Annotated in this window: 11 protein-coding genes; 4 read left to right on the top strand and 7 right to left on the bottom strand. The window is 70.5% G+C overall.

Annotation, left to right across the window (positions count from 1 at the left end; translation table 11 throughout):
* Positions 1 to 32 precede the first annotated feature (32 nt).
* Positions 33 to 1,247: a tetratricopeptide repeat protein gene (locus OV427_RS37450; protein WP_267861021.1), complete on the top strand. Its 1,215-nt coding sequence runs from the start codon at positions 33 to 35 to the stop codon at positions 1,245 to 1,247.
* Here OV427_RS37450 and OV427_RS37455 read toward each other — a convergent pair.
* Together OV427_RS37455 and OV427_RS37460 are read right to left on the bottom strand one after the other, a co-directional pair.
* On the bottom strand, positions 1,228 to 2,559 hold the full coding sequence (locus OV427_RS37455) for a M16 family metallopeptidase (protein ID WP_267861022.1): 1,332 nt from the start codon (positions 2,557 to 2,559) through the stop codon (positions 1,228 to 1,230). The two genes, OV427_RS37450 and OV427_RS37455, sit on opposite strands and share 20 nt — an antisense overlap.
* Positions 2,556 to 4,097, bottom strand: a complete 1,542-nt coding sequence (locus tag OV427_RS37460; protein ID WP_267861023.1) for a sensor histidine kinase — start codon at positions 4,095 to 4,097, stop codon at positions 2,556 to 2,558. Before OV427_RS37460 ends, OV427_RS37455 begins: the two co-directional genes overlap by 4 nt.
* 926 nt (positions 4,098 to 5,023) lie before the next feature.
* Here OV427_RS37460 and OV427_RS37465 point away from each other — a divergent pair.
* Complete coding sequence (locus tag OV427_RS37465) at positions 5,024 to 5,398, top strand: DUF488 domain-containing protein (RefSeq protein WP_267861024.1); 375 nt, start codon at positions 5,024 to 5,026, stop codon at positions 5,396 to 5,398.
* Positions 5,399 to 5,458: 60 nt separating this feature from the next.
* On the opposite strand, the gene OV427_RS37470 is transcribed toward OV427_RS37465, so the two are convergent.
* Genes OV427_RS37470 through OV427_RS37480 form a run of 3 tightly spaced genes read right to left on the bottom strand, consistent with a single transcriptional unit; the run spans position 5,459 to position 11,170 of the window.
* A complete protein-coding gene (locus OV427_RS37470) occupies positions 5,459 to 8,605 on the bottom strand; it encodes an efflux RND transporter permease subunit (RefSeq protein WP_267861025.1) in 3,147 nt (1,048 codons plus the stop codon).
* 13 nt (positions 8,606 to 8,618) lie between these two features.
* Positions 8,619 to 9,779 carry an efflux RND transporter periplasmic adaptor subunit gene (locus OV427_RS37475; RefSeq protein ID WP_267861026.1) on the bottom strand — a complete coding sequence of 387 codons (1,161 nt, stop codon included), beginning with the start codon at positions 9,777 to 9,779 and terminating at the stop codon, positions 8,619 to 8,621.
* Between the two features lie 17 nt (positions 9,780 to 9,796).
* Complete coding sequence (locus OV427_RS37480; RefSeq protein ID WP_267861027.1) at positions 9,797 to 11,170, bottom strand: TolC family protein; 1,374 nt, start codon at positions 11,168 to 11,170, stop codon at positions 9,797 to 9,799.
* A 126-nt stretch (positions 11,171 to 11,296) separates the two neighbouring features.
* Here OV427_RS37480 and OV427_RS37485 point away from each other — a divergent pair, with 126 nt between their 5' ends.
* Positions 11,297 to 11,746, top strand: a complete 450-nt coding sequence (locus OV427_RS37485) for a MarR family winged helix-turn-helix transcriptional regulator (RefSeq protein ID WP_267861028.1) — start codon at positions 11,297 to 11,299, stop codon at positions 11,744 to 11,746.
* 79 nt (positions 11,747 to 11,825) lie between these two features.
* Here the strand turns inward: OV427_RS37485 and OV427_RS37490 are convergent, their stop codons facing one another.
* Positions 11,826 to 12,872 (bottom strand): cell envelope biogenesis protein TolA, encoded by a 1,047-nt coding sequence (locus tag OV427_RS37490; RefSeq protein WP_267861029.1) that lies wholly within the window; start codon positions 12,870 to 12,872, stop codon positions 11,826 to 11,828.
* Positions 12,873 to 13,084: 212 nt separating this feature from the next.
* Between OV427_RS37490 and OV427_RS37495 the strand changes: the two genes are divergently transcribed.
* Positions 13,085 to 13,915: a 2-oxo acid dehydrogenase subunit E2 gene (locus OV427_RS37495; RefSeq protein ID WP_267861030.1), complete on the top strand. Its 831-nt coding sequence runs from the start codon at positions 13,085 to 13,087 to the stop codon at positions 13,913 to 13,915.
* Positions 13,916 to 13,918: 3 nt separating this feature from the next.
* Here the strand turns inward: OV427_RS37495 and OV427_RS37500 are convergent, their stop codons facing one another.
* Entirely contained in the window at positions 13,919 to 14,254 is a 336-nt protein-coding gene (locus OV427_RS37500; protein WP_267861031.1) for a hypothetical protein, read from the bottom strand.
* Positions 14,255 to 14,344: the final 90 nt, after the last annotated feature.

Consider the following 14,344-nt stretch of genomic DNA (forward strand, 5'->3'; position numbering starts at 1 on the left):
CAGCCGTCCAGAACCGTGCCCAACAGGCCCAGATGGCCCTCGCAGAGGGCCGTTCCTACCTGGAGAAGAACGAGCCCAACCAGGCCCTCTCGGCCCTGCGCCGGGCCGCCAGTGCCGCGCCGGAGAGCGCCGAGCCCCTGCTGCTCATGGCCCGCGCCCACCGGATGGCGGGCAACGAGGGCGCCGCCATCCTGGCGCTCAAGCAGGCGAAGTCCCTCGTCGGGGACGACCCGTCGATTCAGCGCGAGCTGGCCGACCTGTACCTCCAGGACGGCCACACCCAGGACGCCCTCGTCGCCCTCGTCCACCTGCGCGACTCGGGCTCGCTGCCGGACGCGGACGTGCTCCGGCTCGCCCGCATCCAGGCGCGCGAGGGGCAGATTGACGCCGCCTTCAAGACGCTGGAGGGCATCCTCCGCGAGAGCCCGGATGACGCCGAGGCCAAGTCCGTGGAGGCCGAGGTCCTCCTCATCAAGGGCGAGGAGTTGCTGGCGGCCAACCTGATGGACCGGCTGCTCCAGGAGGACCCGGGGCTGACGTCCGCGCGGCTGCTGCGCGCGCGCTACTTCCTCAACAACGGCTTCCCGGAGATGGCGGAGGCGGACCTGGGCGCCGTGCAGGCGCCGGAGTCGGCGCGCACGGACGTCATCACCCTGCGCGCGCGCGTGCTGCTGGTGCTGGGGCGCCCCGCCGAGGCCGAGATCGCCCTGAAGAAGCTGGTGGAGGCCGAGCCCCAGAATGCCGAGGCCCTGGCGTGGCTCGCGGAAGCCGCGCTGGTGCAGGGTCGCCGCTCGGACGCGCAGGGGCTGGTGGACCGGGCGCTGCAACTGCGGCCCCGCATGGCGCGGGCCCTGTACGTGCGCGGGCGCGTGCTGGAGGACCAGGGAGACCGCCGCGGCGCCGAGGAGAGCTACCGCTTCGCCCTGTCGGCGGAGCCCCGCTTCGCGCCCGCCCACTCGCGGATGGCGCAGGCCCACCTGAAGGCGGACCGGAAGACGGACGCCCAGCTCTCCCTGGAGCGGCTGCTCACGCTGGGCGAGGCGTCACTTCAGGAGAAGGCGCAGCTCGCCGGGCTCTACGCGACGCTGCAGACGAAGGTACCCCAGGGGCTGAAGCTCATCGAGGAGGCGCTGAAGCGCAGCCCCGAGAACGAGGAGTACCTGCGCACGCAGAAGGCCCTGATGGCGCTCGCTCCGAAGCCGAAGAAGCGCCCCACGGGCCCCGTCATCATCCGCGGAGGCCGCTGACGGCGGCCAGCACGGGAGCCTCCGGTGCCGGCAGCCCGGGGGCCTCCGCCACCACGCGCTCCAGGGCCTTCAGGCCCTTGCGCTGGCCCACCGCCACCACGGTGAGGTTCTCGCGGTTGAAGTAGCGCCGGGCCACCTCGCGCACGCGCGCGGCGGACTGCGCGTCCACCAGGTCGGCGCGGTGGGAGAAGGACTCGGGCGCATTGAAGATCTCATTCACGCCGAACCAGCCGGCCAGCTCGCCCGGCGAGTCCTGCGCGAACTCCAGCAGCATGCGGTGCCGCCGCTTGGCGCGCGACAGCTCCTCCTCGCCCACCTCGGTGTCGCAGAGGGCGCCCAGCACGCGGAAGGCCTCGGCCACCACCTGCGCCGCCTTCTCCGGGGCGCTGGCCGCTTCAATCTCGAACACGCCCGCGTCGTGGTACGTGTCCAGCGACGCGTGGACGGAGTACGCCAGCCCCCGCCGCTCCACGATTTCGAACGGCAGCCGTGACGACAGCCCGTCATCCAGCAGGCGCCGGATGATTTGCAGGGCGGGCTGGTCATCATGCCGGTCCGGCACGGTGCGGAAGTTGATGCGGAACTCCGTCTGCGACTCGTCGTGCGCCACGAAGTGCAGCTTGGGGCCGGGAGGCGTGGAGGGCGGGGCGGCCTCCGTGCTGACCGGGCCGCGCGGCAGCCGGGCGAAGGCGCGCTCCGTCATCTCGAGGACTTCCTGGCGATTGACGCGCCCCGCGGCGGTGACGACGAGGTTGCCGGCGACGTAGTGCCGCGCGAAGTGCTCCAGCACCTGTGCGTGGGTGAGGGCGGAGACGGACTCGCGGGTGCCGGCAATCTTCAGGGCCAGCGGGTGGCTGGGGAACAGCAGCCGCTGGGAGAGGTTGTCCAGGTCGATGTCGCGGCCCTTCTCGTCCACCTCGTCGAGCATCTCCTCGAGGATGATCTGCCGCTCCACCTCCATGTCGGTGAGGCGGGGGCGGGTGAGCATGTCACCGAGGATGTCCATGCCCACGCGCAGGTGCGCGGGGTGCAGGGGCGTGTAGTAGTACCCGTGGTCCCGGGTGGTGACGCCGTTGAGGTTGCCGCCGACCTCCTCGACGGCCGCGTTCATCTTCACCGTGTCCGGCCAGCCCTCGCTGCCGCGGAAGAAGAGGTGCTCCAGGTAGTGGCTGACGCCGTTGTTGGCGGGCGTCTCATGGCGACTGCCCGTTCGCACGTAGATGGCGAGCAGGGCGGTGTGGAGGTGGGGCGTCTCGACAGTGACGACGCGAAGCCCGGAGGGCAGCTCGTCCCGGTACGAATTGAAGCTCATGCGCGTGGGAGCCTTAACACGAAGGAGGTGCCCTGGCCGGGAATACTCTGGCAGGAGAGCGAGCCCCCGTGGGCCTGGAGGATCTGCTGGCTCACCGCGAGCCCCAGCCCGGTTCCGCCCTCCTTGGTGGTGAAGAAGGGCTCGAAGAGGTGACGCCGCACGTCCTCCGTCATGCCCTGGCCGGTGTCACTCACATGGACTTCCACGTCGTGCTCCAGGGGGCGGGTGGCCACGGTGAGCCTGCCGCCCGTGGGCATGGCCTCGCGGCTGTTGCGCAGCAGGTTGAGGAACACCTGGCGCAGCTGGCCCTCGTCCGCGAGCACGGCGGGCGTGTCCTTCGCGAACTCGCGCACCACCTCCACGCCCGCGCGCTCCAACTCCTCGCGGGTGAAGTCGAGCACGCCGTCCAGTACGGCGGTGACGTCTCGCGGGTCCAGGTCGGGACGGGGAGGGCGGGCCATGCGCAGGTACTGCTCGGTGACGTCCGCCAGGCGGTCCACCTCGTGGGTGACGGCGGAGAGGAGCTCCTTCACCTCGGTGGAGTCATTCGCTGACGCGAAGCTGGCGCGCTCCAGTCCGTCCTGGAGCAGCTCCACGTTGAGGCCGATGGAGGAGAGGGGGTTGCGCACCTCGTGGACGATCTGCGCGGAGATGCGGCCCACGGCGGCGAGCTGCTCGGCGCGCATGAGGGCCTCGGCCTGGGCCTTGAGCTGGGCCTCGCGGGCCTGGAGCGAGCGGGCCATCTGGTCGAACTCGCGGGCGAGCACGGCCACCTCGTCGTCGCCGCGCACGCCGAGCTGGGCGTTGTAGTCGCCGCGGCCGATGCGGGACACGCCCTCGATGAGGGTGCGCACGGGGCGCAGGGTGCGGGCGGACCAGGCGATGACGCCCAGGCCCACGATGATGGCCGCGAGTGAGAAGCCGATGATGAACAGACCGGTGGTCCGCTCGCGTTCCTCGGCGCCGTCCACGCGCTCGCGGATGCGGTTGGCGAGCGCGGCGCGAAGCACGCGAATCTCGCGGCCGATGGAGGTCTCCAGCTGGCGCAGGTCCGTGGTGGCGCGGGCCACCTCCTCGCGGTCCGGGGACGCGGTGGACAGCGCGGAGAAGACCGTCTCCGCGGCGCGGCCGTAGTCGCGGTAGCGCGCGTGGATTTCCCCGAAGCGGTTCTCCAGCCCGCGGATGAAGGGGACCTCGCTGGCGGGGGCGAAGGCGAGCACCTCGCGCGCCTTGACCTGGGCGTCCGTCAGTCGCTGGGACATGAGGGGCGGGTAGTAGAGGCGCGCGAGCCGGATGTAGGCGCGGCGGGCCTCCACGCTGCTCTCATCGAGCATCCGCTCGGTGTCCTTCTCCTGCGTGGTGTGGAAGGTCTCCAGCTCCGCGGCGTCCTGCGAGAGCTGGAGGTAGCCCTGGCTGACGAGGCGGATCTCCAGCCGGTTGCGGTGCAGCTCCGTCACGCTGAAGAGCGACACCATCCCGAAGGTGATGAGCACCACCGCGTAACCCAGGAAGATGCGCGTGGCGAGGGAGAGCTTCACGGGGTGTCATCGCTACGCGGACCCGAGCCCGGGCGCAAGTCGCGATGTGCTCCCATGCTCCCCAGGCAGGGCCTCCCAACGGACGCGCAGGGCGTACGAGGTGGCTGCTGGATGCCTTCAAGAGGTGATGAGTCGAACCGGTCCTCGCGAAAGCACTCCTCCGCTGAGGACCGGCTCCACCTTCCCCATCCCTCACGCCCGAGCCGTCCGCCTGGAGCAGGGTGAATCCACCCGCTCTGACCGCCGTGCTGCCCCGACCAACCCGCCGCCCTGTGCTGCTCTGTACTGCCCGTGCTGCGTGCTACCCCGACCTGCCCGCCGCCGCCCGTGCTGCCCCGTACCACCGTGCTGCCCGACCAACCCGCCCGTGCTGCCCCGTGCTGCCCCGTACTGCCCCGTGCTGCCCGCCCAACCCGCCCGTACTGCCCCGTACCGCGACTGCCCCGTGCTGCCCCGCCCAACCCGCCCGTACTGCCCCGTACCGCGACTGCCCCGTGCTGCCCCGACCAACCCGCCCGTACTGCCCCGTACCGCGACTGCCCCGTGCTGCCCCGACCAACCCGCCGCCCGTGCTGCCCCGTACCGCCGTCCTGCCCACCCAACCCGCCGCCCGTCCTGCCCGCCCAACCCGCCGCCCGTGCTGCCTCGCCCAACCCGCCGCCCGCGCTGCCCCGTACCGCCGTGCTGCCCCGCCCAACCCGCCGCCCGTGCTGCCCCGCCCCGCCCGTCCCGCCCACCGCCCCGTCCCGCCCCGTGCTGCCCGCGGTACCCCATAGCAGGGCGCGTGCCGGACTCTTTCCTTGACAGAAGCCAAGCAGTTCCAGGGACTTGAAGGCATGTCGTACGTTTGCCTTCACTCCTGCGCCAGTAAGATCTCCGGTAAGCCCTGCCGGAATACCCAGCAGCCGTCCTGGCGTTGATCCGAGATGCCTCTCAAGACCAGGCGCTGGTGTGTGCCAGCCGAGCCGGATGACGGCTACCGGGTCCTTGTCTGCCGCTACCGTCCCCGCGGCCTGCCCAAGGCCAAGGAGACGTGGGACGCGTGGATGAGCGATCTGGCGCCGAGCCCGGACCTCTTCGACGCCTTCTACGGAAAGGGCCAGTCCCCCATCACCCTCGACGCCTACCGCGAGCGGTACGTCCAGGAGATGCAGTCCCAGCAGGACAAGATTGCAGCCCTCGCCGCCCGGGTGGATCAGGGCGAGTCGGTGACGCTGCTCTGCTCGAAGGACTGCATCCTCGAGTCCATCTGCCACCGCACGCTCCTCGCCCAACTCATCGAGGCCGCGCGCCGCAAATGAAAACGGGGCCCGGGTGGAAGACCCGGGCCCCGTCGTGTGTGACTCGAGAAGGCTCGCGCCTCAGTGCGACGGAGCCGGAGTCGGCACCGCTTCAGCCTCGCCCGTGGACCGCTTCGCCTCTCCGCGCAGCTTCTGCATCAGCACGTAGAGGCCGGGGATGAACACGAAGTTCACCACCGTGGACACGAGCATGCCGCCGAACACCGCCGTGCCCAGCGAGTTGCGCGACGCCGCGCCCGCGCCCGACGCCGTCATCAGCGGCACCACGCCGAGGAGGAACGCAATCGACGTCATCAGGATGGGGCGCAGGCGCACCTCCGCCGCCTCCACCACCGCGTCGACGGCGCTCTTGCCGCCCTCGCGAAGCTGCTCCGCGAACTCCACGATGAGGATGGCGTTCTTGCTGGCGAGGCCCACCAGCATGACGAGCCCCACCTGGCAGAACACGTCATTGGCGTACCCACGCAGCAACTGGAGTCCCAGCGCGCCCATGATGGCCAGCGGCACCGAGAAGATGATGACCAGCGGCAGGCTGAAGCTCTCGTACTGCGCCGCCAGCACCAGGAAGACGAAGAGCAGGCCCAGGCCGAAGATGATCATCGTCTGACCACCGCTCTGCTTCTGCTCCAGGCTGATGCCCGTCCACTCCGCGCTCATGCCCTGGGGCAGGACCTGCGCTGACAGCGCCTCCATCGCCTCCAGTGCCTGACCGGAGGACACGCCCGGTGCACCCTGGCCGTTGACCTCCACCGCGCGGAAGAGGTTGTAGTGCCGGATGACCTGCGCGGACACCGTGGGCTCCACCTGCACCAGCGACTCCAGCGGAATCATGTCCCCACTGTCGCTGCGCACGTAGAAGGCACCGATGTCCTGCGGGCTGTCGCGGAACTGCTGCTCGGCCTGCACATAGACGCGGTACGTGCGGTTCGCGTAGTTGAAGTCGTTGACGTACTGGCTGCCCATGTAGACCTGCATGGTGCCGAAGATCTGCTCGATGGGGACCCCGAGCGCCTTGGCCTTCTGCCGGTCCACCTCCACATCCAGCAGCGGGGTATCGGCGTTGAAGGCGGTGAAGACGCCGCGCAGCTGCGGGTTCTCATTGCTCTTCGCAATCAGCGCCTGGACGGCCGCCGCCACCTGGTCCAGCGAGCTGGTGCCGGCGATGTCCTCGACGATGTACTGGAAGCCGCCCACGCTGCCCACGCCACGGATGGCCGGGGGCTGGAAGGGCATCACCCGCGCTCCGCCAATGCGACCGAGCGGCCCACGCAGCCGCTCCACCAGCGCGGCCACCGTGTGCTCCTTGCCCGGCCGCTCCTCCCACGGCTTCAGGGCCGTGAACATGGTGGCCATGTTGGGGCCCGTGCCCTGGAAGGAGAACCCGCCGATGGCGAACACCGCGCGAATCTCCGGCTGTTTGGCGAGCACGGCTTCCGCCTCGGCCAGCACCTTCTCCGTCTGGGCCAGCGACATGCCCTCCGGCCCCTGCACGGAGATGATGAGGTAGCCCTGGTCTTCATCCGGGATGAAGCCCGTGGGCGCCGCGCGGAACAGCGCCACCGTGCCGGCGATGCAAAGGAGGAACGCCACCAGCACGATGACCGGGTGCTTGAGCAGCTTGCGCAGGTTGCGGCCGTACACGGCGCGCGTCCAATCCAGCGCCTTGTCCACCCAGCGGAAGAACACCCACTTCTCACCCTGCTGGTGCTTGAGCATCCGCGCGGACAGCGCGGGCGTGAGCGTCAGGGCGCAGAAGGTGGAGAGGGCCACCGACGCGGCGATGGTGAGCGCGAACTGGCGGTAGATGGCGCCGGTGGTGCCGGGGAAGAGGGCCACCGGGACGAACACCGCCACCAGCACGATGGAGATGGCGATGACCGCGCCGGACACTTCCTTCATGCCTTCTCGCGCGGCCTGCACGGGCGTCAGGTGCCGCTCCACCATCAACCGCTCGATGTTCTCGATGACGACGATGGCGTCGTCCACCACCAGGCCCGTGGCCAGGGTGAGGCCGAAGAGGGTGAGGGTGTTGATGGAGAAGCCCATCAACTGGACGAAGGCGAAGGTGCCCACCAGCGAGACGGGGAGGGTGAAGGCGGTGATGAGCACGCTGCGCCAGCCGTGCAGGAACAGGAAGATGACGAGGATGACGAGCGCAATCGCCTCCACCAGCGTCTGGAGCACCTCGTGGATGGAGGCGCGCACCGCGAGCGTGGTGTCCGTGCCCGTCTGGAACACCATTCCCGGGGGGAATTGCGCGGACAGCCGCTCCAGCTCCGAGTAGACGCCGTCACGCACGTCGAGCGCGTTGGCGGTGGGCAACTGGAAGATGGCGAGGCCAACGGCCTGCTTGCCGCCGAAGCGCAGCAGCGTCCCGTAGTTCTCCGCGCCCATCTCCACGCGCCCCACGTCCTTCACGCGCACGCTCTTGCCGTCGTTCTGGCGCATGAGGACGATGTCGCCGAACTCGTCCGGCTCCACGAGCCGGCCCCGCGCCCGCACCGCGAGCTGGTAGGGCTGGTCGTCGGCGGACGGCGGCTGGCCCACCGCGCCCGCAGCCACCTGGAGGTTCTGCTCCTGGAGGGCGCGCGTCACGTCCTGCGGGGTGAGCTTGCGGCGCGCCAGCTCCGTGGGGTCCAGCCACAGGCGCATGGAGAACTTGCGCTCACCGAAGATGCGCACCTCGCCCACGCCGCGCACGCGCTTGATGGCGTCCTTGAGATTCACGTCGGCGTAGTTGCTGAGGAACTTCGCGTCGTAGCGCTCGTCCGGGCTGAACAGCGCCACCGTCATCAGCATCTGACTGGAGGCCTTGTTGACGACGATGCCCGTCTGGTTCACCTGCGCGGGCAGGCGCGCGGCGGCGCGGCTGACGCGGTTCTGCACGTCCACCGCGGCCACCTCGATGTCACGCGTGGGCTCGAAGGTGATGGTGATCTGACTGGTGCCGTCGTTGCTGCTGGTGGAGGTGATGTAGCGCATGCCCTCCACGCCGTTGAGCTCCTGCTCCAACGGGATGGTGACGGCGCTCTCCACCACCTCGGAGCTTGCGCCCACGTAGGTGCTGGTAACGGTGACTTGGGGCGGCGCCAGGTCCGGGTACTGGGCGATGGGCAGCGTGGGGATGGCGATGGCCCCCACCAGCGTCAGCAGGATGGAGCAGACGATGGCGAAGACGGGCCGGCGGATGAAGAAGTCGACGAACATGGTGCTCTCCGGCTCAGCGGCTGCCGCCCACGGGCGCGCCGCCTCCTGTGCCGCCGGCCGTCGGCGTGGTTCCCAGGGCCTCGGCAGGCGCCTCGGCGTGGGGGGTGACCTTCACCTTCACGGGCATGCCGTCGCGCAGCGCCTGCATGGAGGAGACCGCGACGAGGTCTCCCGCCTTCAGGCCCTTCTCCACGACGTAGGCCATCTCCCCCAGTGCACCGAGGGTGATGGGGCGGCGCTCCACCACCGTCTTGCCTTCCTTCTCCTGCACCACCAGGGCGAATGGCTGCCCGCTCTGGCGCACCACCGCGAGCGCCGGAATCTGCAGGGCGTCACGGACGGAGTAGACGATGCGCGTGCGCATCAGCTCGCTGGGGCGCAGCCCCCCCGTGTTGCGGAAGGCGGCCTTCACCTCCACCAACTGGGTGCGCGGGTCCGCCTGCGGCGCGACGAAGAAGACGGTGCTGGTGAGCAGCACCTTCCCCTTCGAGTCGAGGACCTCCACCGCCGTGTCGGGCTTGAGCGAGCGGGCGCGCTGGGAGGGCACCGCCACGCTCACCTCGAGCACGTCCGCCTGCGCCACGCTGGTCAGCGGCGTGGTGGCGCTGACGAAGTCACCCAGCCGCACCAGCACGTCACCCACGGTGCCGGCGAAGGGCGCGCGCACCACGTTGAACTGCAACTGCACCTGGCGCTGCGTCACCTGCGCGGCGGAGGAGCGCGACGCGGCGTCGGCGGCCTCCACCTGGGCGCGGGCGGACTCCAGCTCCTGCGCACTCGCGAGGCCCTCCTTGTTGAGCGCCTCCGTGCGGGCCAGGGTGCGGCGGGCGAGCTCCAGGTTCACCTTGGTGGAGCTCAGCTGGGCCTGCGCGCTGTCGAGCGCGGCCGTGTCCTCGCGCGCGTCCACTTCCACGAGGGGAGCACCGGCCTCCACCTGCTGCCCGGGCTTCACGTGGATGCGGCGCACGTAGCCGCCCACCTGCGGCAGCACCGTGACGCTCTGCCGCGACAGCAGCGAGCCGAGGTACTCGCCGGTGTCCCGCACCTCGCGCGGGGCCAGTGACACCACGTCGATTTCACGAGGTGGCGGCGCGGCCGGCGCCGCCTTCTGCCCGGAGCAACCCGCCACCGCGACCAGCACCGCCACACCGCACACCGTCTTCTTCAGCGCCATAAGGGGGCGTACCCGCTTCACCAGTCGCACCGGGCCTCCGTCAGGAATGCGTCCAGGCGTGCCTGGACGAGCTCGAATTCACGCAGCACCAGCGTCAGCTCCGCCTGGCGCAGGGCCGCCGCGCTCTGCACCAGCTCGAGGCTGCTGCCGCGGCCCACTTCAAAAGCACGTCGGGTGAGCTGGTCGGTCCGCTCCGCGAGGTCGCGAGACTCGATGGCCGTCTTCACCAGGGCCTCGGCCACCTCGACTCCGCGGCGGGCCTGGGCCACTTCCAATTCCACGTCGCGGCGGGCGCTCTCCAGCGCCGCGGCCGCCTGCGTCTCCACGCCCGCGCGCTCGCGCACCAGCCCCGCGCGACTCCCGCCTTCCCAGAGGGGGACCGAGAGCACGGCGGCGACATTCCACGTCGCGAACCGGCCGAAGCCCGGCTCCGTGGTGAGGCCATAGAGGGTGCTGGAGACGCCCAGCGTGGGCAGGTAGCCCGCGGCCGCCTGCAGCTTGCTCTCCCGCGCGGACTCCACCTGCGCCTTCGCCGCCACCAGGTCCGGACGCGAGTCGAGGCCGTCCAGCGCGGCGCACTCCTTGCGCGTCTGGTCCACCAGCCCCTGGAGGTTGAAGGACGGGTCCACGCCCATCGCCTGGCCGAAGCCGAGCGCGAAGCCCAGGGCCTCACGCGCCTGGCGCAGTTGCTCGTCTCCGGCGACGAGGGCGCCGCGCGCCACCGCCACGTCCTGATTCACGCGCACCACGTCCAATTGGTTGCCCGCGCCCAGCTCGAAGCTGCGCTGCGTGAGCGCCGAGCGCTCCAGCGCCCTCCGCAGATTCACGCGGTTGATTTCCGCCGCGCGCTCGGCGGCCACCGTCGACACCAGCGTCTGGGCCAGCCCCAGTGTCAGGCGGCGGCGCACGTCCTGGAGGCTCGCCGTGGCGCTCAGCTCCGAGGCCCGCGCCGAGGACAGCCCGCGCCACGCGCTCAGGTCCACCACCGACTGCGTCAGCGTCGCGGTGAGGGTGCCCACGGGCGTGGTGGCGGTGTGGCCGTCGCCAGCGGCGCCCGGGTTCACCCCCGAGGGGACGTCCGGATTGAGGAGGTCATGGGCCACGCCAGCCTGTGCGCGCGCGTTGGGCAGCAGCGCCCCCAGTGCCTGGCGCGAGCGGCCACTGGCGCGCTCCACCCCGGCCTCCGCGCCGCGCAGGTCCGTGGAGCGCTCACGCACGAGGGTCAGCGCCTCGTCCCAGGTCTTCACCAACCGCGACGCCGGCGGGACAGGGGTGAGCATCGCGTCCTCGACCTTCGGCTGGATGGAGGCCGGGGGCAGGGCGGAGGGGGTCGGCTCGGACTGCACTGAGGTGGCGGCGAGCGCCAGGAGGAGGACGGAAGGGGTGGCCATACGCCAGACGTGAGGAAGGAAAGGGGTGACTGCGCGTGCTGCCCGGAATTCCCCCCCAAATGACGGCCTGCGGCGGGCATCGATGTAATTGACAACGGTTGTGGTTCGCAACCATCTTTACGGGCGATGACGCTCGCGGAGCAAGTAGCAACCCTGCGTCGCACCGTGCGCCGGCTGCTGGCCGAGCGGCTCGGAGAGCAGACGGGCAGGCCCTTCATGCAGCTGCTGGCGCTGAAATCCATCGCCCACGGCGTGCGCAGCCAGGCCGCGCTCGCGGAGCGGCTGTCGGTGGACCCTCCCGCGGCCAGCCGGCTCGTGGACCGCCTCGAGGAGGACGGGCTGGTGCACCGCCGCGCGGGCGAGAACCGCCGGTGTGTGCGGCTGGAGCTGGCGGAGAAGGGGCAGGCGGAGATGGAGCTGGTGACCGCCGCGCTGCACTGGGTGGACGGGCAGCTGCGCGGGTACCTGGAGGGCTCCGAGGCGGCCGAGCTGCAGCGCCTGCTGGCGAAGCTCCAGGACGGCCTGACGCGGGATCAGGGCCCCACGCCGCCGGGCGGGTGCGCGACGGACGAGTGACGAGGCCGGAAACGGCGAAGGGCCCGGTCCCCCAAGGAGGACCGAGCCCTTCATGTCCGACGCGGCGTGAGCCGGTGCTTCAGACGGGCGCGGGCTTGTTCTCGGAGTCGGCCGGAGCGGCGGACTCGGAGGCGGGCGCCTCGGACGGGGCGGGGGCGGGAGCCTGCTGGGCGGCGGCGGTCTGGGCCTCCGTCTCGGCGCGCACGCGAGCGGTCTCCTCGGTGCGCTGGTCGCTGGCGGCCATCTCCTCCGGCGTCAGCTCGGTGCGCTCGGCCAGCATGCCCGTCTTCTTCTCCAGGTCCTTGATGGCCCGGCGAATCAGGTCGCGCTCCAGGAGCGTGCGGTTCAGGCGCTTCTCCAGCGCCTTGTACTTGTCCCGCATCAGGTCCAGGTCGTTCTTGGCGGCGGCGTAGACGCGCTGCTGCGTCTCGTTGCGGCCCTTCACCCGGCGCAGCTCCTTCTCCAGCTCCACCGCGCGCGTGCGCTCCTTGTTGGCCAGCTGCTCCAGGCGCTCCATCTTCTCGCGGTCCGCGTCGTTCAGCTCGCGGAAGCGGCGCGCGCCGCGGTCCTGCTGCGCGGCGTCGGCGGCCGGGGCCACCGTCACGGCGGTGGCCACGACGGACTCACCCTCCTTGGCGGGGGCGGAGATCTGCGGAGCCGCCGCGGGGGCCGCGACGGGAGCGGGGGCCGGAGCGGGCTGCGGGCGGCGGCCGCGCGACTCCATCTCCGTCTTCAGGCGCTGGTTCTCCGTAATCGCGTGCGCCAGCTCCTCGCGGGTCTGCTCGAGCTGGAGGGACGCGGCGCGCTCGACCTCGGCGCGGGCCTTGGCCAGGTCCTGCGGCCCCTTGTCCGACTCCTTCTGCTCGAAGAGCTTGCGCTTGGCCTGCTTGAGCTGGTCCTTCACGTCCTGCAACTGGGTGCGCTGCTCGTCCAGCTCCTTCTGCTTCCGCTGGAGCTCCGCCTCTGCCTTCGTGCGCCGCTGCGACTCGGATTCCAGCTCGTTGCGGGACGAGGGCGCGGACGAAGAGGAGGAGGACGGGAGCGCGGCTCGGTTCGAGCCGCCAAAGAGCAGGATGCCGAGCGTCACGGCAAACCCGATCGATACGAGGATGAGTGCAACCAGCACGGGGACGACCTCCACGGGAGATGCAAAAAGCGGGGCAGCCTACCGTCAGACACCGGCCCGTCAAGGGTCCACTGCCGGACGGAGTTCCCTACGAGGCCATCCATGCCCTGCCTCGGGCCGCTTTGCACTCCGGAAATCGACTCCTGGCGTGGGCGGCGTCCGGGCGGGGCGGGGCCTTCCCCGGCCCCCCGCGAGCAGCGATTCTGCGCGCCATGCCGCATCTGGAACTGAGCCCCAAGACGCACGTGTCGAGCTTCCGGAAGCTGGCCATCGGGAGCTGGGAGACGGCGTATGACCCCACGGTCTACGGCACGCTCACGGTGCGGATGGACCTGGCGCTGGCCTACATGGAGGCCTTCCAGGCGCGCACCGGCGTGAGGCTCACGGTGACGCACCTGGTGCTCAAGGCGCTGGCGGAGGCGCTGCGCCGCTGTCCCGACGCCAACGCCGTGCTCCGCTTCAGCCGCATCTACCTGCGCCAGCGCATCACCGTGTCCGCGCTGGTGGCGAGGCCGGAGGGTGGCGGGACGCGGCTGGTGCCCGTGCGGGTGGAGGACGCGGACAGGAAAGGTCTGCGGGAATTGGCGGCGGAATTGGAGGCCGCGGTGCGCGTGGAGCCGGAGGCCCGGCGCGGGTGGCGACTGGTGGAGCGGGTGCCGTCACCGCTGCTGCACCTCTTCACACGGGTGGTGTCGTTCCTCGCGGTGACGCTCAACCTGGACCTGGGGCGGTTCGGCCTGCCGAGGGACGCGTTCGGCGCGGCCGTCGTCACCGACGTGGGCACGCTGGGGCTGGACATCGCGTACCTGCCGCTGGTGCCCTTCACGCGCGTGCCGGTGTTCCTCGCGCCCGGAGCGGTGCGTGAGACGGCGGTGGTGGAGGGTGAGCGCGTGGTGGTGGGGAAGGTGATGAGCGTGAATGCGTCCATCGACCACCGCTTCATCGACGGCTACCACGCGGGGGTGCTGGCCGGCACGATTCGAGAGATGCTCGAGGACCCGTTCACCGCCTTCGGCGAGCCGGAGGCGGTGCGCGTCGGGTGAGCGCTACGTATTGATGGCATTCCAGAAGGCAGTCGCCAGGGTATCTAGTTCTTCCCGCGTCTCACTGCTGAGCAAGACAGCCGAGTGCTGCTGTCCGGCAGCGGCGCTCGACATGCTCTGGCGGGTCCTCTCGTCATAATACGCGCGCAGCCATCTGTTTCCGCTTGGCTTGCTGACATGGAAACTCCTGAATCGGGCGCGTCCAGAGTCGGTATCCGTGACGGTGAAATGTGGCACCGAATTGAACGGCACGCCTGACCTTTTGTAGCAATACGTCGCGGAGTCGAGAGAGTCGTTGGTGGTGTAGTCGTTGCCCCCGACGGTGACGGTGCTCGGCATGTCCCGACAATACACTGCCATGGTGTCTCGCTTTGTAGTCTGCGGGTACCCGTTGACGGATACGCTGGTGACCTTGAGGCCCTCAGGCGG

This window comes from Pyxidicoccus sp. MSG2 (assembly GCF_026626705.1).
GTDB lineage: Bacteria > Myxococcota > Myxococcia > Myxococcales > Myxococcaceae > Myxococcus.

Excerpts from the sequence above, each read along its gene's own strand:
- OV427_RS37475 (WP_267861026.1), bottom strand. The coding sequence starts at position 9,779 with ATGGCGCTGAAGAAGACGGTGTGCGGTGTGGCGGTGCTGGTCGCGGTG.
- OV427_RS37455 (WP_267861022.1), bottom strand. The coding sequence starts at position 2,559 with ATGAGCTTCAATTCGTACCGGGACGAGCTGCCCTCCGGGCTTCGCGTC.
- OV427_RS37450 (WP_267861021.1), top strand. The coding sequence starts at position 33 with ATGGCCCTCGCAGAGGGCCGTTCCTACCTGGAGAAGAACGAGCCCAAC.
- OV427_RS37500 (WP_267861031.1), bottom strand. The coding sequence starts at position 14,254 with ATGCCGAGCACCGTCACCGTCGGGGGCAACGACTACACCACCAACGAC.
- OV427_RS37465 (WP_267861024.1), top strand. The coding sequence starts at position 5,024 with ATGCCTCTCAAGACCAGGCGCTGGTGTGTGCCAGCCGAGCCGGATGAC.
- OV427_RS37480 (WP_267861027.1), bottom strand. The coding sequence starts at position 11,170 with ATGGCCACCCCTTCCGTCCTCCTCCTGGCGCTCGCCGCCACCTCAGTG.
- OV427_RS37470 (WP_267861025.1), bottom strand. The coding sequence starts at position 8,605 with ATGTTCGTCGACTTCTTCATCCGCCGGCCCGTCTTCGCCATCGTCTGC.
- OV427_RS37485 (WP_267861028.1), top strand. The coding sequence starts at position 11,297 with ATGACGCTCGCGGAGCAAGTAGCAACCCTGCGTCGCACCGTGCGCCGG.
- OV427_RS37495 (WP_267861030.1), top strand. The coding sequence starts at position 13,085 with ATGCCGCATCTGGAACTGAGCCCCAAGACGCACGTGTCGAGCTTCCGG.